The organism is Streptomyces sp. PL-25 (assembly GCF_058344915.1).
Map to the genome: position 1 here is coordinate 4,090,539 of NZ_CP136997.1, position 21,714 is coordinate 4,112,252.

The 21,714-nt window shown below is 69.7% G+C and carries 22 protein-coding genes and 1 pseudogene; 12 read left to right on the top strand and 11 right to left on the bottom strand.

Features of this window, described 5'->3' with window-relative positions; all coding sequences use genetic code 11:
• Positions 1–31: 31 nt before the first annotated feature.
• Positions 32–523 (top strand): DUF2000 family protein, encoded by a 492-nt coding sequence (locus tag R4Z62_RS18490; RefSeq protein WP_385499701.1) that lies wholly within the window; start codon positions 32–34, stop codon positions 521–523.
• Between the two features lie 95 nt (positions 524–618).
• Here the strand turns inward: R4Z62_RS18490 and R4Z62_RS18495 are convergent, their stop codons facing one another.
• Positions 619–1,992, bottom strand: a complete 1,374-nt coding sequence (locus tag R4Z62_RS18495) for an MDR family MFS transporter (RefSeq protein ID WP_385499704.1) — start codon at positions 1,990–1,992, stop codon at positions 619–621.
• Between the two features lie 219 nt (positions 1,993–2,211).
• On the opposite strand from R4Z62_RS18495, the gene R4Z62_RS18500 reads away from it, so the two are divergent.
• Positions 2,212–2,973, top strand: coding sequence for a phosphoglyceromutase (locus R4Z62_RS18500; protein ID WP_491520378.1), 762 nt, complete (start codon positions 2,212–2,214; stop codon positions 2,971–2,973).
• Positions 2,974–3,049: 76 nt separating this feature from the next.
• On the opposite strand, the gene R4Z62_RS18505 is transcribed toward R4Z62_RS18500, so the two are convergent.
• On the bottom strand, positions 3,050–3,838 hold the full coding sequence (locus R4Z62_RS18505) for a GntR family transcriptional regulator (protein WP_491520379.1): 789 nt from the start codon (positions 3,836–3,838) through the stop codon (positions 3,050–3,052).
• Between the two features lie 115 nt (positions 3,839–3,953).
• Between R4Z62_RS18505 and R4Z62_RS18510 the strand changes: the two genes are divergently transcribed.
• The 3 genes from R4Z62_RS18510 to R4Z62_RS18520 are packed head-to-tail and all read left to right on the top strand — an operon-like array spanning position 3,954 to position 5,210.
• On the top strand, positions 3,954–4,361 hold the full coding sequence (locus tag R4Z62_RS18510) for an NUDIX hydrolase (RefSeq protein WP_491521892.1): 408 nt from the start codon (positions 3,954–3,956) through the stop codon (positions 4,359–4,361).
• 46 nt (positions 4,362–4,407) lie between these two features.
• Complete coding sequence (locus tag R4Z62_RS18515) at positions 4,408–4,836, top strand: ATP-binding protein (RefSeq protein WP_491520380.1); 429 nt, start codon at positions 4,408–4,410, stop codon at positions 4,834–4,836.
• Entirely contained in the window at positions 4,830–5,210 is a 381-nt protein-coding gene (locus tag R4Z62_RS18520) for a hypothetical protein (protein ID WP_491520381.1), read from the top strand. The genes R4Z62_RS18515 and R4Z62_RS18520 overlap by 7 nt, the downstream gene beginning before the upstream one ends.
• 220 nt (positions 5,211–5,430) lie before the next feature.
• Here R4Z62_RS18520 and R4Z62_RS18525 read toward each other — a convergent pair whose 3' ends face one another.
• The 3 genes from R4Z62_RS18525 to R4Z62_RS18535 form a co-directional block, all read right to left on the bottom strand.
• Positions 5,431–6,369, bottom strand: a complete 939-nt coding sequence (locus R4Z62_RS18525) for a hypothetical protein (protein WP_491520382.1) — start codon at positions 6,367–6,369, stop codon at positions 5,431–5,433.
• Positions 6,370–6,393: 24 nt separating this feature from the next.
• The gene (locus tag R4Z62_RS18530) at positions 6,394–7,458 is read right to left on the bottom strand and encodes a GmrSD restriction endonuclease domain-containing protein (RefSeq protein WP_491520383.1); all 1,065 of its coding nucleotides are present in this window, start codon (positions 7,456–7,458) and stop codon (positions 6,394–6,396) included.
• Between the two features lie 1,112 nt (positions 7,459–8,570).
• The gene (locus R4Z62_RS18535) at positions 8,571–8,864 is read right to left on the bottom strand and encodes a hypothetical protein (RefSeq protein ID WP_491520384.1); all 294 of its coding nucleotides are present in this window, start codon (positions 8,862–8,864) and stop codon (positions 8,571–8,573) included.
• A gap of 48 nt (positions 8,865–8,912) precedes the next feature.
• Here R4Z62_RS18535 and R4Z62_RS18540 point away from each other — a divergent pair.
• Positions 8,913–9,198: pseudogene (locus R4Z62_RS18540) on the top strand (helix-turn-helix domain-containing protein); the annotation flags it as partial.
• A 470-nt stretch (positions 9,199–9,668) separates the two neighbouring features.
• On the opposite strand, the gene R4Z62_RS18545 reads toward R4Z62_RS18540, so the two are convergent.
• From R4Z62_RS18545 to phoU, 5 genes are all read right to left on the bottom strand, one after another.
• The gene (locus R4Z62_RS18545) at positions 9,669–10,220 is read right to left on the bottom strand and encodes an SMI1/KNR4 family protein (protein ID WP_491520385.1); all 552 of its coding nucleotides are present in this window, start codon (positions 10,218–10,220) and stop codon (positions 9,669–9,671) included.
• Between the two features lie 26 nt (positions 10,221–10,246).
• Positions 10,247–12,607, bottom strand: coding sequence for an ATP-binding cassette domain-containing protein (locus R4Z62_RS18550; RefSeq protein WP_491521893.1), 2,361 nt, complete (start codon positions 12,605–12,607; stop codon positions 10,247–10,249).
• A gap of 315 nt (positions 12,608–12,922) precedes the next feature.
• A complete protein-coding gene (locus R4Z62_RS18555) occupies positions 12,923–13,438 on the bottom strand; it encodes a lamin tail domain-containing protein (protein WP_491520386.1) in 516 nt (171 codons plus the stop codon).
• Between the two features lie 315 nt (positions 13,439–13,753).
• Positions 13,754–13,912, bottom strand: a complete 159-nt coding sequence (locus tag R4Z62_RS18560) for a hypothetical protein (protein WP_173860845.1) — start codon at positions 13,910–13,912, stop codon at positions 13,754–13,756.
• A gap of 162 nt (positions 13,913–14,074) precedes the next feature.
• Positions 14,075–14,764: a phosphate signaling complex protein PhoU gene (gene phoU, locus R4Z62_RS18565; protein ID WP_018568746.1), complete on the bottom strand. Its 690-nt coding sequence runs from the start codon at positions 14,762–14,764 to the stop codon at positions 14,075–14,077.
• A 270-nt stretch (positions 14,765–15,034) separates the two neighbouring features.
• Here phoU and phoR point away from each other — a divergent pair, with 270 nt between their 5' ends.
• Together phoR and phoP are read left to right on the top strand one after the other, a co-directional pair.
• Positions 15,035–16,435: a two-component system sensor histidine kinase PhoR gene (gene phoR, locus R4Z62_RS18570; protein ID WP_064533831.1), complete on the top strand. Its 1,401-nt coding sequence runs from the start codon at positions 15,035–15,037 to the stop codon at positions 16,433–16,435.
• A gap of 5 nt (positions 16,436–16,440) precedes the next feature.
• Entirely contained in the window at positions 16,441–17,112 is a 672-nt protein-coding gene (gene phoP, locus R4Z62_RS18575; protein ID WP_018568744.1) for a two-component system response regulator PhoP, read from the top strand.
• Positions 17,113–17,263: 151 nt separating this feature from the next.
• Here the strand turns inward: phoP and R4Z62_RS18580 are convergent, their stop codons facing one another.
• Positions 17,264–17,989, bottom strand: a complete 726-nt coding sequence (locus R4Z62_RS18580) for a copper chaperone PCu(A)C domain-containing protein (protein WP_491520387.1) — start codon at positions 17,987–17,989, stop codon at positions 17,264–17,266.
• Between the two features lie 904 nt (positions 17,990–18,893).
• Between R4Z62_RS18580 and R4Z62_RS18585 the strand changes: the two genes are divergently transcribed.
• The 4 genes from R4Z62_RS18585 to R4Z62_RS18600 all read left to right on the top strand — a co-directional run bounded on the left by R4Z62_RS18585 (position 18,894) and on the right by R4Z62_RS18600 (position 21,688).
• Positions 18,894–19,376, top strand: a complete 483-nt coding sequence (locus R4Z62_RS18585) for a CarD family transcriptional regulator (RefSeq protein WP_003953493.1) — start codon at positions 18,894–18,896, stop codon at positions 19,374–19,376.
• Positions 19,377–19,833: 457 nt separating this feature from the next.
• Positions 19,834–20,598 (top strand): 2-C-methyl-D-erythritol 4-phosphate cytidylyltransferase, encoded by a 765-nt coding sequence (gene ispD / locus R4Z62_RS18590; RefSeq protein ID WP_064533829.1) that lies wholly within the window; start codon positions 19,834–19,836, stop codon positions 20,596–20,598.
• Positions 20,588–21,199: a 2-C-methyl-D-erythritol 2,4-cyclodiphosphate synthase gene (gene ispF / locus R4Z62_RS18595; RefSeq protein WP_237305366.1), complete on the top strand. Its 612-nt coding sequence runs from the start codon at positions 20,588–20,590 to the stop codon at positions 21,197–21,199. Before ispD ends, ispF begins: the two co-directional genes overlap by 11 nt.
• Before the next feature lie 84 nt (positions 21,200–21,283).
• Positions 21,284–21,688 (top strand): PPOX class F420-dependent oxidoreductase, encoded by a 405-nt coding sequence (locus R4Z62_RS18600; protein WP_018568739.1) that lies wholly within the window; start codon positions 21,284–21,286, stop codon positions 21,686–21,688.
• Positions 21,689–21,714: the final 26 nt, after the last annotated feature.

Sequence of the window (21,714 nt, forward strand, 5' to 3'; positions counted from 1 at the left end):
GACGGCGTACGCGGCCCGGGAGCCTCGTCCCATGAACGAACAGCCCTCCCGCCCCGAGCCCGCCGCTTCCGAGGCCGCCGCTCCCGAGGCCCCCGCCTCCGCTCCCGTGCCCGTCCGCTTCGACACGAAGATCGCCGTACTGCTGCGCGAGGACCTGGAGACCTGGCAGCGCCTGAACGTGACCGCGTTCCTGGTCAGCGGCCTGGGCACCACGGTCCCGGAGGTGGTCGGCGAGCCGTACGCGGACGCCGACGACGTGTCCTACCTGCCCATGTTCCGCCAGCCGGTGCTGGTCTTCGAGGGCACCAAGGAGACCCTGGCGGCGGCCCACGGCCGGGCCCTGTCCCGCGCCCTCCCGCGCGCCCTGTTCACCACCGACCTCTTCGCCACCGGCAACGACCGCGACAACCGCGCGGCGGTACGGGCCGTACGGACCGCCGGCCTGGACCTGGCGGGTCTGGCGGTGTACGGCCCGCGGAACGCGGTGGACAAGGTGATGAAGGGGGCGCGGATGCACCCGTGAGAGGGCCCGCCCCGCGGGTCACGGGGCACGGGTACGAGTCACGGGCCGCGGGTCACGGGCCGCGGGTCACGGGCCGCGGGTCACATGGGTACGGGTCACGCGGTACCGGCCTCGGCGGAGGGACGGGTGTCGGCGACCGCCCGATCCACCGCACCGGCACCCGCGAGCCCCTTGTCGCCGTCCTGGCCGTCCTGGCCGCCCTGTCCGTCGAGATACGGACGGTCGTCCTCCTGCGGCAGGCTCCGCATGAGGGCGCCGTACCCGACGGCGGCGGCCGTCCCCACGACCGCGCACATCCCCCACAGCCACTGGGCGCCGAGCCGGTCGATGACCGCGCCGGACATCAGCGGGGCGACGAGGGCGGCCAGCGACCAGGACAGGGTGTAGACGCCCTGGTAGCGGCCGCGCCCGTGCACGGGGGAGAGGCGGACGACCAGCCCGGTCTGGGTCGGTGCGTTGATCATCTCGCCCAGCGTCCAGACGCACACGGTCAGGGCGAAGACACCGACCGACCCGGCGAAGGCGGTGAGCCCGAACCCGTACCCGGCCAGCAGGGACGAGACGACGAGCAGCCGCTTGGGGTCCCGGTGCTCGATGAGCCGGGTGACCGGGATCTGGAGGGCGACGATGAGGATGCCGTTGACGGCGACGGCCAGACCGTAGTCGGCGGGCGTGAACCCGGCCCGGCCCATCGCCACGGGCAGCCCGACCGACCCCTGCTGGAAGACCACCGCGACCAGGAAGGACAGCCCCACGACACTCATGAAACGGCGGTCGCGCAGCACGGTCACCAGCCCGACGGACGCCTCCGCGCCCGCCTCCCGGCCGGACTCGCCGCCGTCGCCGCCGTCGCTGCCGGGCCGCGACTCGGGCAGCTTGAGGAAGACGACGATCGCGCAGGCCATCGTCATCGCGGCCTCGATCAGGAACCCGGCCAGATAGCTGAACTCGGCGATGAAGCCGGCGGCCATGGAGGAGACGGCGAAACCGAGGTTGATCGCCCAGTAGTTGAGCGAGAAGGCGCGCACCCGGTCCTCGGGCCGCACGATGTCCGCCATCATCGCCTGCACGGCCGGACGGGAGGCGTTGGAGGCCATGCCGACCAGGAAGGCGACACCGGCGATGGAGACCGGGTCGCGCACGAAGCCGAGCAGCGCGACGGAGAGGGCCGTCGACGCCTGCGCGATCAGCAGGGTGGGCCGCCGCCCCAGCCGGTCGGCCATCACGCCCCCGCCGAGCGACGAGACGACCCCGCCCAGCCCGTGCAGCGAGGCGACCAGACCGGCGTAGGAGGCGGAGTACCCCCGGTCGAGGGTGAGGTAGAGCGCCATGAACGTGGCGACGAAGGCGCCGAGCCGGTTGACCAGGGTGCTCGTCCACAGCCACCAGAACTCGCGGGGGAGCCCGGAGACCGTCTCGCGGGCGGCACGCCGCAGACCGGCGGCGCGTCTGGGACTGGTGACGGACATGGACGACCCCCGGATGTAAGTGGCTGCTGCTCGTAGCGCGGCTTACGCGCCCGCCGTACGCACAACCTACGAGCCCGGCCCGCCGCCCAACCAGTCAATTAACAGAAGCCGTCAACTGTCGGCGGCACGCCCCGGCGAACCGCCTCCCCGGGACCGGCCCCCTGTCCGCCTGCCGGGCGCACGGGCGGCGCGCCGAATGCGTGGATTAGGCTCGGAGACATGGCCGACGCACCGTACAAGCTGATCCTCCTCCGCCACGGCGAGAGCGAGTGGAACGCGAAGAACCTGTTCACCGGCTGGGTGGACGTCAACCTCAACGAGAAGGGCGAGAAGGAGGCGGTCCGCGGCGGTGAGCTGCTGAAGGACGCCGGCCTGCTGCCCGACGTGGTCCACACGTCCCTCCAGAAGCGCGCGATCCGCACGGCCCAGCTCGCCCTGGAGGCCGCCGACCGCCACTGGATCCCCGTCCACCGCTCCTGGCGCCTGAACGAGCGCCACTACGGCGCCCTCCAGGGCAAGGACAAGGCCCAGACGCTGGCGGAGTTCGGCGAGGAGCAGTTCATGCTCTGGCGCCGCTCCTACGACACCCCGCCGCCGCCGCTGCCCCGCGACGCGGAGTTCTCGCAGTTCGACGACGCGCGCTACGCGACCCTCCCGCCGGAGCTGCGCCCCCAGACGGAGTGCCTCAAGGACGTCGTCGCCCGCATGCTGCCGTACTGGTTCGACAGCATCGTCCCCGACCTCCTCACCGGCCGCACGGTCCTCGTCGCCGCCCACGGCAACAGCCTGCGCGCCCTGGTCAAGCACCTCGACCAGATCTCCGACGCCGACATCGCCGGCCTCAACATCCCCACCGGCATCCCCCTCACCTACGACCTCGACACCGACTTCCGCCCCCTCAACCCGGGCGGCACCTACCTCGACCCGGACGCGGCCGCGGCGGCGATCGAGGCCGTGAAGAACCAGGGCAAGAAGAAGTAACGCCCCTGCTCTTGAGCCGCCTGCCCGCGGAACCGCCGTCCGCGGGCAGGCGGCTTTCGTCTGCGTATCGTGCTGGTCAGGTGGCGGGAAGCTGGTACGCGAGGACGTAGGCGTCGGCGGCCATGACGGTGTCGCACACCTCGACCGCCCGGCCCTCGGTGTCGAAGGCGGTGCGGACGAGGTGGATGACGGGCACACCGGGCGCGAGGCGCAGGGTGCGCACCTCGTCGGGCGAGGGCATGCGGGCGCGGATCTCCTCGTCGAAGTGGTCAAGGCGGTGGCCGAGTTCTTCGAGGCGGGCGTAGATGCCGCCGGGGCCGGGGTTGGCCTCGGCGATGGGCGTACCGCGCGCGATGTCGAGGGGCAGGTAGGAGGCGGCGAACTCGACGGGCCGCCCGTCGAGCAGGTACCGGCGCCGCCGCACGAGCACGCGGCGTACGGCACCGAGCCGCGCGGAGACCTCCGGACTCGCCTTCTCCTCCTTCACGACCAGGCTGTCGACGGCCGGTCGGCCACCGGCCGCGTCGGCCTCCACGAGGAACGCGGACCTGCCCTGCTCCCGGTGGTGACGGGCGAACCGGTCGGACGCGAGCCGCCGCACCGGCGGCCGAGGCCGTACGAACACCCCCTTGCCGTGCTCGGCGTGCACGAGTCCTTCACCCTGAAGGATGGAGAAGGAGTTGCGCACGGTCATGCGGGAGACGCCGTAGTGCTCCACGAGTTCGGCCTCGGAGGGCAGCTTCTCCCCTTCCCGGAAACGTCCGCGGCCGATGGCCTCGCGCAGTTGGTCGGCGATCTGCCGGAAGACCGCACGATCGCTCGTGGGATCGAGATCGCCCAGAGCCCCGGAGGGAAGAACACTCACGACGCGTGTACTCCTTTAGATATCTAGACAAGTTGCCGAGTGGTGTTGCTACGGTGACGAGCCTAGCCAGCCGAGAGGGCCGAGGAACGTGAACAGCGCAGACCGCCCGCACTCCGTGAGCGTCGCCGGAGTCGTCGTCGACGATCAGGGCCGTGCCCTTCTGATCCAGCGCCGCGACAACGGCAAGTGGGAGCCGCCGGGCGGCGTCCTCGAACGCGAGGAGACCATCCCGGAAGCCCTCCAGCGCGAGGTCCTGGAGGAGACCGGCATCAAGATCGCCCTCCCCGCCACCCTGACCGGCGTCTACAAGAACATGACGGGCCTGATCGTCTCCCTCGTCTTCCGCTGCGAGGCCGCCGACGGCACGCCCACGACCGGCGACGAGACCCGCGCCCTGCGCTGGGCCACCCGCGAAGAGGTCACCGACCTCGCCGACGAGGCGTACGCGATCCGCGTCCTGGACGCCCTCGACGCGACGTCCCCGCCAGCCGTCCGCGCCCACAACGGCGTGAAACTCGTCTAGCCCGAACCCGCTGCACATGGCTGCCTACCAGCACGAAGGAACTTGTATGCACGAGCATATGAGTACAGTCCGGGTCTGGGGACTGAGTTGCCCAGGATTCCCGGAAGAAGTGAGCCGGGCCCGCCGCTGGACCCGTGACATCCTGCGGGGATCCCCTCTGGCGGACGACGCCGAACTGATCGTGAGCGAGCTGAGCGCGAACGCGATCCTCCACACGGCCAGCGGCCGGGAGTACGGCACCTTCCACCTGGCGGTCGCCGTCTCGGCTCAGGTGGTAGCGGTGTCCGTCACGGACGACGGCGTCACGGCCACCGCCCCGAAGATCGAGCACCAGGACCAGGACGCCGAGCACGGCCGAGGGCTGGGCATGGTCAGCGCGATCGCTCACCGGGTCGTCGTGCACGACAGCGACCAGGGCCACACGGTCACCGCGGAGCTGTACGCGGACGCCCGTCAGGGAGGCCATCCATGCTGAAGCTGCCGCAGCGGGGCTACTGGTGCGAGTGCTGGACCGAGGACCTGACCGAGCAGTGGGGGCCAGCACTGCTGGCGTCGTTCGACGCGTACTCGGCGCCTCAGGCCGACCGTTGGGTAGCTGTTGCCCTCCGCACCATCTCACCGGCCCTGGACGCGGACGCCTCCGACGAGGCATGGGAGTGGCTGTACGAGGGTCGCATCGAGACCCGTCGAGCCCTGCTGCGCGCCGAGCCGTGCTCGGTGTCAGTGACCCATGCCAAGACCCGCATCACCTGGACGATCCGACCGGTGCTCTTCCTGCCACTCGCGCACCGCCAAGGCGCCGAACTTCCCGCATGCGCACACGAGTTCCAGCCCCGCGCGACAGAGTGAGTTACAACTTTCTCTACGGGTTCAAGGCGGCTCGCTCCGCTCACCACACGCGGCCCGACCCCCGGCCGGGCCTGCGCTCCTGTCTCCGCCCCGCTCCAGCCCGGCCGGCGCCCGTGCCGCGCGCACAGCATGCAGCCGCCTGATGCCAGAGAAAGGGTCACTCGCGCCAAAGCAGCGCCACCCCAAAGCCGCTCCGCCGACCTAAGAAGTGGCGTGACCGCTACATGACGTCCGTTACCACCCACGAGGCCGGCAAACCTTGAGAATCTCGCAACACGACCGGTTCGTAATTTTTCGATGCATTCTGTATTGCAGCCTTTAGTGCATCATCTAGACTCCTAGTCACCTTGGCGGCACGAGTTGCGCTTTCCCCCATTTCGCGATATCCCCTAGGGCCCGGATCCAAGAATCGTAGACTCAACCCCGTCGAGACTTTGATTTTTCCGGCAAGGATTTTAGCGTCACCTTGTTTCAGCAGCCGAGCAGCCCTGCTTAGGATGACGTCAAACCCCAGAGCAATTGACACGGCTTGCGTGCAAAAAGTCTCCAGATCTCGCGGCTGAGTGTCGGCATCAGCATTGTGGGCTGCCTCGTGACGCCACCGCATCGCCTGGTCGTAAGCCGATTTTAGCGGCAAGCTGCCCGCACCACATCTACGTGCGATAAGAGATATTTCGTTCCAGGCGTCAGCAGCGTGAAAGGAGGTGACAATCTGCGCTATCTCACCACTACTTACATTCGAACCGGAATAGCCAAGACTGAACCGACTCAGCTGAAGAGCGCCGGCGGCTGTGCTGGCAACATGCCTGGCAGCCTCCTGGAGCAGCACTATCGGATCCTGGCCAGCGTTCTTGACTATATCCGCTCGGGATCTCGCCGCCTTCATGGCTCCCAGCGTGGCAGCATTTTGCAGAATTTCCGGCAAATCTGTGAAATGAACGACCGTTCTACTTACCGCATCTAGCAAGTCTTCTGTCCTGGCGCGAATGAAATCCTCAAGAGACGTGAAAGCCACAACCATGAGTCCATTCCGCAACAGGCGGGCGCGGCTATTGTGAGCTACATCGGTCAGCACGCGATCGATAAGGAACGGCTCGCTAGCAGCTTGCTCGATTGTGTGGATCCGTTGAATGAACGCTTCACGCGATGACAGAGACATATATACCCCCCCCCCCGCAAGCTGCTAGAACTCCGTCACCAATTCCAAAACCCTACCGATGCGATAAACTACACGTGAAGGCGTGTTAGTAGACAAGCGGACGGCTTCATTGAAAGCCCGGTCTTCAAACAGGGAGCGCGTCTTTTCCACAACGTCACCGCTCCTTGACATCAACGAAGCTAGCCGCTTGTCGTCTACTGAACTTACGGCCACCATCTGGGCGTCGTACATTCCAGCCAACATCTGGTCGCGCCAGCCGTTTCCCTCGGGACGCTTGAAGGCGTGTGCCCCCCAAATTTGCTCACATGCGTTGAGCGCCCGTAGAAACGTTTGGCGGAGTCGATCGATTTCCCGGGCAGCCATGTTCATGTTTGCCTCCATGTAGCTATCCATGGAGACTCGATAGTCGCCGGAGAAATTTCCCCACTGCTCCAGAAGGACCAGGTAGCGCAGCACCGATTCTGCATCTTGCATTAGGTTGTAAGCAGAAGACCTATTGTCTCTAATTTTAAGTTGCTGCCGCAAGAATGGCGCCTCGGAAAGCTCCATAAGTAGATCATTCAGCGGGCCCCGGTAGATTACGTTGCGGATCTCCTGTGCGTTGAGTGGCTCACCGCCGGAGTTCAGGCGATGGAACACCTCATATTTTGTTGACCGATCCGACTGTCGCAGGATGGTGATTGCCCTAATGTAGGGCCTAACTTTGAGAGCATTTTGAAGATCGCCTGGCAGGTCCGAGAATCGCAAGCCGTTGATCTCTTCGAAGCGAGTTAGCTGTGTTAGCTGAAACTTGCCTGCCATAAAGTCGCGAATTGCGGTGATGCGCTGCTTGCCGTCGATCACGGAATACCTTCCGTAATCATCCTCAGACAGGTAGACCGGCGGAACGGGGACGTTCATCAGGAAGGACTCGATGAGAGCAGACTGGCGACGCTGATCCCACCTCTCTCGGCGTTGAAAAAGTGGCGCAACGTCGATCGCGCCAGTTTGCGCCATCTGGAAGATGGTCTCCAGGGAAAGGTCAGACGCTTGGATTACTAGAGCATCTTGAGACTGCTTGAACTTCTTGACAATGCCAGATTCCGACATTCCCGCCCCGATCCTTAACTCCAAAAGAGTCCATTAACTCCACGATGAGTATGCCTCAGGCGACACGGCACGGGAACAGGTTCACTGCTTCCAACGACATGGGTACATCCGGGGGCAGCGTAATGGGGGCGGGCCTAGCCCACCCTCGTGCGCTTCATCGCGCGAGTGATCGATGGCGCGCTCGCCGCCGCAGTTGACTGTCGTCAACTTACGCTCACAGGGCGCGTCGAGGGCATCGGCCGTCAGTCGAGGGCGGCATGCTGGGCCGTTCCCGGGCCGTCCGAGGCCGCTCGGCAGTGGCCAATGACGACCAACGACGACCACCAGGCGCACGATTCCCCCCGCCTCTGAGCAGCGAAAACGCAGGTTCCCAAGATCCCCGGCAAGACCCAGGGCAAGAAGAAGTAGTCCCCCTGCTCTGCAGCCGCCTGCCCACGGAACCGCCGTCCGCGAGCAGGCGGCTTTCGTCTGTCTGCGTGCCGTCCCCTTCGGTCAGGTGGCGGGGAGCTGGTACGCGAGGACGTAGGCGTCGGCGGCCACGATGCCGCGCAGCTCGGGCGGGAGGGCGCGGAGCTCGGGGTGCTGGTGCTCGGTGCGGTAGTGCAGGGCTGTGCGCTGCCTGTGTCGAACGGGCCCGCGCCGGTGGCGGTATAGGCCAGGACCGCGCCGAGGGCGAAGACGTCGCTGGCCGGGCCGACGGGGGCGCCGGTGAGTTGTACGGGGGACATGAAGCTGGCCGTTCCAAAGCAGCGAACTTCCCCTGTGCGCGCCCGGCGTCAAGATCTTAGGCTCTGAGTGACCGACTGCGTTGCCACCTTCTTTACGGGCTCAAGGCGGCTCGCTCCGCTTCTCGCGCGCCCGGCCCCGGGCCGGGGGCCTGCGCTCCTGTCTCCGTCCCTGACCCAGTCCGGCTGGTACCGGTGCCGGGCCCGCAGCGATCAGTCGGCTGATGCCAGAGAAGGGGGACGTCGTGTCTGGGGCAGTCGGCTCCACGGTTTGAAGAGTTGCCCCGCAACATCGGGTTTCTTTCCAGCGCCTGCTGTGGCGACGGTGTGCACCCCTTCGCTCCAGGGCTTACCGAAGGCTGGGCCGCCGGGCGCCGGGAGAAGCGCTCAGTCCAGAGCAATGACCACCGACTCGGACACCGCCAGTCCCGCTTCCTGGATCCGCTGACGCGTGCCCCCTTCGTGCAGCCAGGCGCAAGCCTCGATGGCCGGAGAGAGTTCGGCGAGGATCAACGCCGCACGCTTCGGTATGTGAGTTTCATTCCTCCAAGCTCTCCCGCAGCGATCAATCTCCTCCTGTAGCTGTAGGAGCGCCTGCTCATCGAACCCCTCGTTCATGCGCAGGGCGATCACGAAACGATTTGCCGTCTCTTCTAGACGACTGGCTAAGTCCTTATCCATGGATGCCTCCGAGTCGGGCGGTTCGCAACGTGGTGGCACGATCCTCTCGTGGCTGGTGTGATCACGGCGTCAGCCGTCCTGGAGAGGCCCGTTCACGGGGCTGAACCCGCGCTGCTTCGGCAAGCTGGTGACCGCGCTGCGTCGCGAGGGAGCGGACACGGTTCGTCGAGGCCGGCCGGGGGCCTGCCTCTGGAGGATCGTGTTCTGCTGGTTGCGGCTTGCTGGCGGCTGAACGTGCTGCTCCGTCAGCTCGCTCCACTGTTCGGAGTCTCGAAGTCTGTGAGCCGGCCGCATCATCAACCACCTCGCACCGCTGCTCGCTCTGCGTCCACGCTCGGGCTCCGTGGCGGAGAGATACTGGTCCCGCTCGGCGAGGAAGTGGCGGATGTGGTCCTTCGACTCATGTTTCCGGAAGGCGTTCTCGTCCCGGTACAGCTCGTAGATCATGCGTTCCGAGGGGCGACCGTCGACACGCGCACGGCATAGATCACCCTTCCGGGGCTCGTACACACGGAACATACGAGGTTCTTCCTCTGTCGGCGTCCACGTCGGCAAGCAGTTCCAGGGCGCCGCTATGTGTCTGAGCACCGTACGAAAGCGCACCGTGCGAAAAGTGCGGATTCGCCTTCCTGGTATCCGCAAGCGGACGCATGACGTTCCGCTTGTCGCTCACCGTCTCTCCGCTGGCCGACGCCATGGGGCGACCGACCTCCGAGCGCACGACACCAGCGAGCCTCAGGGTGATCTGCCCCAAACGATCCGGGCGGCGGCGGCAGCGGTCGCGGGCTCTGACAACGGGCTCGTTCAGTGGCTGCGGAGGCTGGTGCAGTCCGGGCAGTCGGGATGGTCGGGGGATCGGGGGAAGGTGCGGTTGCCCGACAGCCAGTCGGTCAGCCATTCGGCGACGGTGAAGCGTTCCTTGAACAGGCGGTGCCGCTCGCAGAGAGGGTGCGGGTCCCAGCCCCACATCTGGCCTTCGGGGCTGCGGAGATCGACGTACCACCAGATCGCGCAGCCCAGGGTCGCAAGGGGGACGATGTGGAGGGGCAGGGGGAAATGGTCCGTGGATGTCGGCGTCGGCGTCGAACGGAGGCGGTAGATGTCGAGGAGTGACGCCTCGTCGCTGAAGTACCAGCCGGCGTCGGTGAGGGAGACCACGCTGCCGTCGACGCCGAAGCCGCCGTTGGCGACCTCGCAGTAGAGCCTGCGCAGGAGCGGCGGCATGGGGTGCCCGAGGGCCGCTTCGAGTTCCTCGGCCGCCTCGGTCGGTGCGGGCGGCGGCAGTTCGTTCGCCTGGGTGAAGTCGCGGATGGCGGCGATGAGTTCGCCGTCACCTCTCCTCTCGGCGTCGTTCATGCCGCCTCCTCCACCGCCAGGACCACTCAGGCCCCCACATACTCCGCCAGATGCTCCCCCGTCACCGTCGACCGCGCGGCCACCAGCTCCGCCGGGGTTCCCTCGAAGACCACTCGGCCGCCGTCGTGGCCCGCGCCGGGGCCGAGGTCGATGAGCCAGTCGGCGTGGGCCATGACGGCCTGGTGGTGTTCGACGACGATGACGGACTTGCCGGAGTCGACGAGGCGGTCGAGGAGGACGAGGAGTTGGGTGACGTCGGCGAGGTGGAGGCCGGCGGTCGGTTCGTCGAGGACGTAGACGCCGCCCTTGTCGGCCATGTGGGTGGCGAGCTTGAGGCGCTGGCGTTCGCCGCCGGAGAGGGTGGTGAGGGGCTGGCCGAGGGTGAGGTAGCCGAGGCCGACCTCGGACATGCGCCGGAGGATGCGGTGCGCGGCCGGGGTGCGGGCCTCGCCCGTGGCGAAGAACTGCTCGGCCTCCTCGACCGGCATGGCCAGCACCTCGCTGATGTCGCGGCCGCCGAGGTGGTGGTCGAGGACGGACGCCTCGAACCGCTTGCCCTCGCACTCCTCGCAGACGGTGGCGACCTGGGCCATCACGGCGAGGTCGGTGTAGATGACACCGGCCCCCTTGCAGGTGGGGCAGGCGCCCTCCGAATTCGCGCTGAACAGGGCGGCCTTGACGCCGTTGGCCTTGGCGAACGCCTTGCGGATCGGGTCGAGGAGCCCGGTGTACGTCGCCGGGTTGCTGCGCCGCGAGCCGCGGATCGGGCTCTGGTCGACGGAGACCACGCCCGCCCCGGCCGGGATCGAACCGTGTACGAGTGAGCTCTTGCCGGATCCCGCGACCCCGGTGACCACGCAGAGCACGCCGAGCGGCACGTCCACGTCGACCTCGCGCAGGTTGTGCGCGCTCGCGCCGCGGATCGGGAGGGTGCCGGTGGGCTCGCGCACGCTCTTCTTCAGGGCGGCCCGGTCGTCCAGGTGGCGGCCGGTGACGGTGCCGGCGGAGCGCAGCCCCTCCACCGTGCCCTCGAAGCAGACCGCCCCGCCCGCCGTGCCCGCGCCGGGACCGAGGTCCACCACATGGTCGGCGATCGCGATGACCTCCGGCTTGTGCTCGACGACCAGCACCGTGTTGCCCTTGTCGCGCAGCCGCAGCAGCAGGTTGTTCATGCGCTGGATGTCGTGCGGGTGCAGACCGGTGGTGGGCTCGTCGAAGACGTACGTGACATCGGTGAGCGAGGAGCCCAGGTGGCGGATCATCTTGACGCGCTGCGCCTCGCCGCCGGAGAGCGTGCCCGCCGGGCGGTCCAGGGAGAGGTAGCCGAGGCCGATCTCCACGAACGAGTCCAGGGTGCCCTGGAGCGCGGTCAGCAGCGGCGCCACCGTCGGCTCGTCCAGGCCCCGCACCCAGTCCGCGAGGTCGCTGATCTGCATCGCGCACGCGTCCGCGATGCTCACCTCGCCGATCCGCGAGGAGCGGGCCGCCTCGCTGAGCCGGGTGCCCGCGCACTCGGGGCAGGCGGTGAAGGCGACCGCGCGGTCCACGAACTCCCGGATGTGCGGCTGCATCCCCTCCCGGTCCTTGGCCAGCATCGACTTGCGGATCCGCGGGATCAGGCCCTCGTACGTCATGTTGATGCCCGCGATCTTCATCCTGGTCGGCTCGCGGTGCAGGAAGTCGTGCAGTTCGGCCGCGGTGAACTCGCGGATCGGCTTGGCGGGGTCGTAGAGGCCGGACTCGCTGTAGAGCCGGTGGTTCCAGCCGCCCGCCTTGTAGCCGGGGACGGTGAGCGCACCCTCGGAGAGCGACTTCGTCTCGTCGTAGAGCTGGGCGGGGTCCAGGTCGGAGACCGTGCCCCGGCCCTCGCAGCGTGGGCACATCCCGCCGGTGACGCTGAAGCTGCGGCGCTCCTTCACGGTCTGTCCGCCGCGCTGGACGGTGACCGCGCCCGCGCCGCTGATCGAGGCGACGTTGAAGGAGTACGCCTTCGGGGAGCCGAGGTGCGGGCGCGCGAGCCTGCTGAAGAGGATGCGCAGCATCGCGTTGGCGTCGGTGGCGGTGCCGACCGTGGAGCGCGGGTCGGCGCCCATCCGCTGCTGGTCGACGACGATCGCGGTGGTCAGCCCGTCGAGTACGTCGACCTCGGGCCGGGCCAGGGACGGCATGAAGCCCTGCACGAAGGTGCTGTACGTCTCGTTGATCAGCCGCTGCGACTCGGCGGCGATCGTGCCGAACACCAGGCTGCTCTTGCCCGAGCCGGACACCCCGGTGAACACCGTCAGCCGTCGCTTGGGGATCTCTACGCTCACGTCCTTGAGGTTGTTCTCGCGCGCGCCGTGCACCCGGATCAGATCGTGCCGGTCCGCGGTGTGCGGTACGGGCATCGCGGATATCGCGGGCCCACGGTCACCGGTGGCGCCGTCGTCCGTCCTCGTGACCGTGCTGTTCATCGCGTCTCCCTCTGTTCCTTCTGTGCGCCGTGCCTGCCGCGCCCGCGTCCGTCGTCGGCTCCGTCGTCACCGTAGCCGCGGCCCCGGCGGGCGCGCTTCTCGATTCCGGATCGGTTCGGGAGGCCGCCCCGCCGCGGGCCGCGGGCCCCGGGCCCCGGGCCCCGGGCCCCGGACACCGGACACCGGACACCGGACATGCGCGAGCCCCCTGCCCGCGGTACGCCGCGAGCGGGGGGCCGGGGCCGCCGGTCAGCGGTGGTGGTGGCCGGGGCGGGGGCCGCGGTGGGTGTCGTCCCAGCTGAGGGAGTCGACGGAGCGGCGGTGGTCGTTGCGGAGGGTCGCGGTGTCGCGGCGGTCCCAGACCGAGGTGCGGCGGTCCTGGTAGAGGTCGCGGCGGGTGTCGTGGCCGTGACCGGTGTGGACGCGGACCGTGGCGCGGCCGTCGAGGCGGTAGTGGCGGAACGTGTAGGTGTGCCCGTGCTGGTCGGACAGGGTCCACCCGTCGAGGTTGACGTCGCGGCGGGTGTTGTTGGTGATCTCCACCCACTCCGTGTTCAGCACCCGCTCGGAGCGGTGGCCCCGGGTCTGGTGCGGGTCGGCGAGGTGGACGTCGCTGATCACCACGCCCTGGCGGTGCGCGTGCGCGGGGTGGTCGGCCGCGGCGGCGGGCAGCGCGGCCACCGCGAGCAGGGCACCGGCCGCCGCGGCGGTCGCGGTCAGCCGGCGGGAGGTCGAGGAGAGGGGAGCGGAGACGGACACGGACACAGGTTCTCCCTGCTGGTGCGAGGTGGGACGGTACGGCGGCCGGGTGGCCGCGCGACCCACACCCTTGTCCGGTTTGCGGGGAGATCGACGCGATACGCGCGCCCTGTTACCGATTGGCCACGTTTCTGTGACTCTCGGCTGTAGCGCCCAAGCAGGTGGCGGAGGTCCCGTGCCGGTGGGCTGCCTGCGGCGCGGGGTCCCTCCGGCCGGTCCGCGCCGCAGGACGTCACTCCAAAGTGAGTAACAGATCCAAAGTCACCAGATCCATGGCGCGGGGCCCCGGCGTCGTCCGCCGGGGCCCGCGCCGGTGTCCTGTCAGCCGCACTGGCAGGGGCCGCCCGACTGGCAGCCGCAGCCGCAGCCCGAGCCGCACCCGCAGGCGGCGAGGAGCGGAAGGCTCCGTGGCTCGGCGACGGGCTGCTCGGTCTCGCGGCTCCGGGTCGGGTCGGGCGCGGTGCTGGGGGATTCGGACATGGGTCCCTCCTTCAGGCTGGTGCCTTCGCCCATTCCATGCCCGCTGCGCTGGGCGCATCAACGGCGCACGGTGGCTCGTTCCCGACGCGGTACCTCACCCCGCTGTCCCGCGTGCCGCCGCTGTCCCGGCCGTACCCGCCGCCCCTCAGGCCCCGCCGCTCCTCAGGCCCCGTCGACCTTCGGCACCGACGTGACGTCCTGCTGGAGCTCGTCGGCGTGCTCGCCCGTGACCAGGTAGACCACCCGCTTGGCCACCGCCACGGCGTGGTCGGCGTAGCGCTCGTAGTAGCGGCCGAGCAGGGTGACGTCCACGGCCGTCTCGATGCCGTGCTTCCAGCGGTCGTCGATCAGGTGCTGGAAGAGCGTGCGGTGCAGCAGGTCCATCTCGTCGTCGTCCTGCTCCAGCTGGAGGGCCAGGTCGACGTCCTTGGTGACGATCACCTCGGCGGCCTTCGCCATCAGGCGCTGGGCGAGCTGGCCCATCTCCAGGATGGTGGCGTGCAGGTCCTGGGGGACCCCGCGCTCCGGGAAGCGCAGCCGGGCCAGCTTGGCCACGTGCTGGGCCAGGTCGCCCGAGCGCTCCAGGTCCGCCGACATCCGCAGCGAGGTGACGACGATCCGCAGATCCGTCGCCACCGGCTGCTGCCGGGCCAGCAGGGCGATGGCCCGTGCCTCCAGGTCGTGCTGGAGCTCGTCGACCTTCTGGTCGGCCTCGATCACGCTCTCGGCCAGCTTCAGATCGGCGTCGAGGATGGCGGTCGTGGCGCGTCCGATGGCCGACCCGACCAGCCGGGCCATCTCCACCAGTCCGTCGCCGATCGAGTCCAGTTCCTCGTGGTACGCGTCCCGCATCTTCGTTCCCTCTCGTGCGTGTTCGTCGGGGTTGGCAAGGGGGTGCAGGGGCGGCGGTCCGCCGTCGGCGTCCGGCCGGCGGCGCCCGGCCCGTCCCGTGTGACGACCGGCGGTGCGAACCCCACGCTCCCACGGTCCGGCCCGTACGCGTCCGTTTCCGTCACCTCAAGTGAACCGTCGCTGGCTCCAAGGTGAACTCTGGGCGACGAGTGTTCGAGGTCGCACCCGGACGGGTGGGGGCACGTCGTCCGTCATGCCTAACCTGGTCGCATGGACGTGAACGCGGCGGTCGCCGCAGCATCAGCGATCGCCGGAGTGCTCACCGGCGTCATCGCCGTGCTGGCGTTCCGCTTCAGTGAACGGGAGCAGAAGCGTCCGACGCGTACTTCGCTGCACACCGACGCGGTGCTGCCGCCCGGTGTGGACACGGTCCTCTCCGTGCTGCGCTCCTCCGCCGTCGTCCTCGACGAGGCCGACGCCGTCGTCAAGGCCAGCTCCGCCGCGTACGCCCTCGGGCTGGTCCGCGGCGGCAAGCTCGCCGTGGAGCCCATGCTCCAGATGGCCCGGGACACCCGCCGGGACGGGGAGATACGGCAGGTCGAACTGGACCTGCCGCGGCGCGGCACCGGACGCGGCGAGGCCCTGGCGGTCTCCGCGCGCGTCGCGCCGCTGGGCTCGCGGCTGGTGCTGCTGCTCGTCGAGGACCTGACCGAGGCGCGCCGGATCGAAGCCGTACGGCGTGACTTCGTGGCGAACGTCAGCCATGAGCTGAAGACACCCGTCGGCGCTCTCTCCCTGCTCTCCGAGGCCGTCATGGACGCCTCGGACGACCCGGAGGCGGTGGAGCGCTTCGCCGGACGCATGCAGATCGAGGCGACCCGGCTGACCAACCTGGTGCAGGAGCTGATCGACCTCTCCCGGGTGCAGAACGACGACCCGCTGGAGGACGCCGAGCCGGTGCGCGTCGACGAACTCGTCGCCGAGGCCATCGACCGGTGCCGCCACCAGGCCGGCACCAAGCAGATCACCATGGCCACCGGGGGCACCGCGGACCTCAGAGTCTGGGGCAACCGCGGCCAGCTCGCCGCGGCGCTCGGCAACCTCGTCGAGAACGCCGTCAACTACTCCCCGGCCCGCACCCGCGTGGGCATCGCCGCCCGCCGGATCACCGTGCCGGGCGGGGATCTCATCGAGATCGCCGTCACCGACCAGGGCATCGGCATCTCCGACAAGGACAAGGAGCGCATCTTCGAGCGTTTCTACCGTGTGGACCCGGCCCGCTCGCGTGCCACCGGCGGGACCGGCCTCGGCCTCGCCATCGTGAAGCACGTGGTCGCCTCGCACGGCGGGGAGGTCACGGTGTGGAGCGCCGAGGGACAGGGTTCCACCTTCACCCTGCGGCTGCCCGAGGCGGCAGCGGCCCGCGAGGCCCGCGACCGGGACCGCGCGCACCAGCACCCCGACCTCGACGAGGAGACCGGGCCCGAAGCCGGCCCCGGCACCGACCTCGCGTCCGCGTCCCCGTCCGAGCCCCGTCCCGGGTTCCGGCCCGGCACCGGCACCACCTCGTCCCCGGCCTCATCCCCGGCGCCTCCGTCATCGCGGACGCAGGCGTCGTCGTCCCAGACATCACCGTACGAACCGCTTCCCGCCCCGGAGGTCCTTCCGTGACCCGAGTGCTCGTCGTCGAGGACGAGGAGTCCTTCTCCGACGCCCTGTCGTACATGCTCCGCAAAGAGGGCTTCGAGGTCGCCGTGGCGGCCACCGGGCCCGACGGGCTCGACGAGTTCGAGCGCAACGGCGCCGACCTCGTCCTCCTCGACCTGATGCTGCCGGGGCTGCCCGGTACGGAGGTGTGCCGCCAGCTGCGCGGCCGCTCCAACGTCCCGGTGATCATGGTGACCGCCAAGGACAGCGAGATCGACAAGGTCGTCGGCCTGGAGATAGGGGCCGACGACTACGTGACCAAGCCCTTCTCCTCCCGGGAGCTGGTCGCCCGGATCCGCGCGGTGCTGCGCCGGCGCGGCGAGCCGGAGGAGGTCACCCCGGCGGCCCTGGAGGCGGGTCCGGTCCGCATGGACGTGGACCGGCACGTCGTCACCGTCTCCGGCTCCAAGGTCGACCTGCCGCTCAAGGAGTTCGACCTGCTGGAGATGCTGCTGCGCAACGCCGGCCGGGTGCTCACCCGGATGCAGCTCATCGACCGGGTCTGGGGCGCCGACTACGTGGGCGACACCAAGACGCTCGACGTGCACGTCAAGCGGCTGCGCGCCAAGATCGAGCCGGACCCGGGCGCCCCGCGCTACCTGGTGACGGTCCGCGGCCTCGGCTACAAGTTCGAGCCGTAGGCCGACGCAGCGGTCCGCGGTCCGCGGTCCGTAGTCGGCAGTCGGCGGTCCGCGGGCCCGTGGACGGCGGCCAGGCGCCAGGCCGGTATGCCGAAGGGCGGCACCCTCACGGAGAGGGCGCCGCCCTTCGGCGTACGTCGTCGCGCCGCTCTTACGAGTCCGAGCCGCCCGGCGTGCCCGCCTCGCCCGACCCGTCGGCCGAGCCCGAGTCCGAGCCCGTGGTCTTGTCGCCCTTGCCCGAGGAGTCCGAGGAGTCCGAGGACTTCGGCGACTCGGAGGACTTCGGGTCCTTCGAGGAGTTCGGCTTGCCCGTGGTGCCCGTGGTGCCCGTGGTGCCCGTGGCCGGGGCGCCCGGCGCGGCCGGGATGTTGCTCGGGCCCCACTTGTCGAAGTAGCTCGTGGCCGGGACCACGAAGGCGCGCAGGCTCACGTCACCGGACTTGCTGAAGGTGAAGGTGATCTTCTGCGCGTTGCCGTCCTTGACCCCCGGGCCGGGGTTGGTCAGCGCGGCGGAGGCGTTGCCCTTGCCGCCGACGACGACCGAGCCCTGGGCCGGGACGGTCAGCTTGCCCGAGCCCTGGGCCGGGGTGATCTGCGCGGTGCCGCCGCCGTCGACGCGGATCGCGTCCAGCGTCTGCGGGGTGGTGCCGCTGTTGAAGAGGGTCATCGAGACGACGGCCGGGCCCTTGGTCTGGGAACCGGGCTGCGTGATGATCACCGCGTTCTGGACCTCGATGTCCCCGACCTTGGTGGCCGCGTTGTCCGGCTTGACCTCGAGTGTCTGGGCGTTGTTGCCGGCGCCGCAGGCGGCGAGCGAGGCGATCGAGAACGCGATGGCGGCGGCGGCGAGGGCGCCGCGTCGAAGGCTGCTGCTCACGGCGGCGGCAACTCCTTGAACGTGGGCGGTACAGGGCGACTTCCTTATAAAGCCGTCCTAAGCGTCTGTCAGCGGCCTTAGGTTACCGAGCCGTTCCCACGGCCCCGCACCCGACCCGCCCCCTGTGCCTCCCGAGGCACCCGGACACCGCTCCCGCACGGCCGCCGGGGGCACCCGGAGGGAGCCTCGTCACACCCCGTCCGGGCCCCTGCCGCGCCCACCGCCCCCGGCCCCGCCCTCCGTGTCGGCCGCGCCGCCGCCCGCCATTCACATAAGTGACGCCCGCCATACGCGCACCGTCATACGCGGCGCCAAAGAGCCATAGGCGCGGTCATACGAGCCGTCATACGCATCGCCATACGCCCGCCCGCTTACCCGCCCGGGATACCTCACGCATACCCCCTGCTTAGACCCGGCTTAGACCGTGGTTAGCGCCCTCTAAGCCCCTCTCTTACGCGTCCTCTTACGCGCGGTCTTAGCGGCGGCGGCCCGCCGTACCCGATCTTCCTGGATTTTCCGGTGCCGTAATCCGCGGCCGCGGCCGAAATTGATCACCGGCGGCGCCGGGCGTTGCCCACCGGCCGTGATCAATTCCGGATTCGTGCCTCCCGCGACCCGCCCGCACCGAACGGAGTAGCGGAAGTCGCGCATCTGAAACCCGACAAAACGGGACGTTCGACCGTTTGGACGGACGGGCGGAAGTGTGTAACGTACGCGTTTCGCCCCGCGCGGAGAGCCCCTCCGACCTGCGCATACCTGCCCGTGACCGGCCCGCGCACCCCTTCCGAAGCACGTTCCGGTTGCTGTTGTCAAGCCCCGAGATATGCCCTGACCTGCGAAAACGCCATTCAGAAGACGCCGTATCCGTGTTACCCTGGATAGCCACGGAAGGGGTACCTGTCACATGACGTTCAAGGTTGGCGACACCGTGGTCTATCCCCATCACGGGGCCGCGCTGATCGAGGCTATCGAAACTCGCCAGATCAAAGGCGTGGACAAGACCTACTTGGTGCTGAAGGTCGCCCAGGGTGACCTGACGGTACGTGTGCCAGCGGACAATGCGGAGTTCGTCGGCGTGCGTGATGTGGTCGGTCAGGACGGGCTGGACCGGGTCTTCGAGGTGCTGCGCGCTCCGTACGCCGAGGAGCCCACGAACTGGTCGCGTCGTTACAAGGCAAACCTGGAGAAGCTCGCCTCCGGTGATGTCATCAAGGTCGCGGAGGTTGTGCGCGACCTGTGGCGCCGGGAGCGCGAGCGCGGTCTCTCCGCCGGTGAGAAGCGCATGCTCGCCAAGGCCCGCCAGATCCTGGTGAGCGAGCTGGCGCTCGCGGAGAACACGAACGAGGACAAGGCAGAGGCTCTGCTCGACGAGGTTCTCGCGTCCTGACGCGGGGCTTCCCGACCGACGACCGGAACCGGATCACCGGAGCGGGGCACCCCGACACAGGCGGACGCCCACGACTGCGCGACTGTTCGGTTCAGCACGGTGTGCGGCATCAGTGAAGTGCAGTGGCATCAATGACATGCCGCAGTGCCCGATCGGGCGACCGAGGTCGCCGGGCGCTGCGGCTTCGTCATGTCCGCATGTCCGCCTTCGGCCGCACCCGCCCCGCACCCGCGCCTCGCGGCACCCGTGCCTCGCGCCCGCCCACGGGCGACGGCCTGCGGCGACGCGCTCCGCCGGAACCCGGACGGCCCTGCGAGAGGAAGATCCCCCCGATACTGTGTGCCGGGCCCATGCAGTCGGCTCGGCCGGGGTCACGGAAGGGTCCGGCCGCCGTGCCGCGCCCGGCACGGTGAGGCCATACCCACGCCGAGCCGGAACACAAACCTGACAGGAACCGATGTCTGACGATTCGCGTCCTTCGCCCGCGGGCGCCCGGCCAGGGGCCCCCGTCGCCGTCGTGATCCCGGCCGCCGGCCGGGGCGTGCGTCTCGGTCCGGGTGCCCCCAAGGCGCTGCGCACGCTGAACGGCACCCCGATGCTCGTCCACGCGGTGCGCGCCATGGCCGCCTCCCGCGCCGTCTCCCTCGTCGTCGTGGTCGCTCCGCCCGACGGCGCGGGCGAGGTCACCTCGCTGCTCGACGCCCACGCGCTCCCCGAGCGGACCCGCTTCCTCGTGGTGCCCGGCGGCGAGTCCCGCCAGGAGTCCGTCCGGCTCGGGCTCGACGCGCTGCCGCCCGGCCACGACGTCGTCCTCGTGCACGACGCGGCCCGCCCGCTGGTCCCCGTGGAGACGGTGGACGCGGTGATCGAGGCCGTACGCGAGGGCGCCGCCGCCGTCGTACCGGCCCTGCCGCTCGCGGACACCGTCAAGGAGGTCGAGCCGGCCGCCGTGGCGGGCGCGCCCGAGCCGGTCCTCGCGACCCCGGACCGCTCGCGGCTGCGGGCCGTGCAGACCCCGCAGGGCTTCGACCGGGCGACGCTGGTCCGGGCCCACGAGACCGTCACCGACAACGTCACCGACGACGCGAGCATGGTCGAGCAGCTCGGCGAGCCGGTCGTGGCCGTCCCGGGACACGAGGAGGCCTTCAAGGTCACCCGCCCGCTCGACCTCGTGCTCGCCGAGGCGGTCCTGGCCCGCAGGAGGCTCACCGATGGCTTCTGAGACCACCCCCGAGATCGCCCCGGGCTTCCCGGACACCGCACCGGCCGCCACCCCGGACACCGGCGCGGCCTCCCCGGCGACCGCCCCGGCCGCTCCCGCTGCCCCCGCGGACGGCGCGCTCCCCCCGCTGCCCCAGGTCGGCATCGGCACCGACATCCACGCCTTCGAGGACGGCCGCGAGCTGTGGTGCGCGGGCCTGAAGTGGGAGGGCGAGGGGCCGGGCCTGGCCGGGCACTCCGACGCGGACGTCGTCGCGCACGCCGCGTGCAACGCGCTGTTCTCGGCCGCCGGGCTCGGCGACCTCGGCCAGCACTTCGGCACCGGCCGGCCCGAGTGGTCGGGCGCGTCCGGCGTCACCCTGCTGACGGAGGCGGCACGCATCGTCCGCGCGGCCGGTTTCCGGATCGGGAACGTGGCCGTGCAGGTCGTCGGCGACCGCCCGAAGATCGGCAAGCGGCGCGCGGAGGCCCAGCGGGTCCTCTCCGAGGCGGCCGGCGCCCCGGTCTCCGTCTCCGGGGCCACCACCGACGGGCTCGGCTTCCCGGGCCGCGGCGAGGGGCTGACCGCGGTGGCCACGGCGCTCGTGGTGCGGGTGAGCTGAGCGCGTGCGAGGGTACCCGGAGAGTCACCGCCCGGCCGCGCAGTGCCGGCGGTGACCGAAGGTCCGCCTCCCGGAGGGTGCCCCATGTCCGCCGAACTGTCCCCCCGTCTCAAGAACCTCCTCGACGGCACCGTCTTCGTCGTCGTCGGCACCGTCCAGCCCGACGGCAGCCCGCAGCTGTCGCCGGTCTGGGCGAAGCGGGACGGCGACGACGTCGTCATCTCCACCACCGCCGACCGCCGCAAGGCGCGGAACATGCGGCGCGACGCCCGCGTCAGCGTCGTCGTCCAGGATCCCGCCTCGCCGTACGAGTACGCCGAGATCCGCGGCACCGCCGAGATCAGCACCGAGGGCGGCCAGGACCTCATCGACGAGCTGTCGGTGAAGTACACCGGCAAGAAGTACGCGGAGTTCAATCCGTCCGCGGCCCAGGACGCCGAGCGCCTGGTCGTCCGGATCCGGCCCCGCAAGGTCGTCGGCGGCATCTGACGGGCCGCCCCCGCGGACCGGGTCAC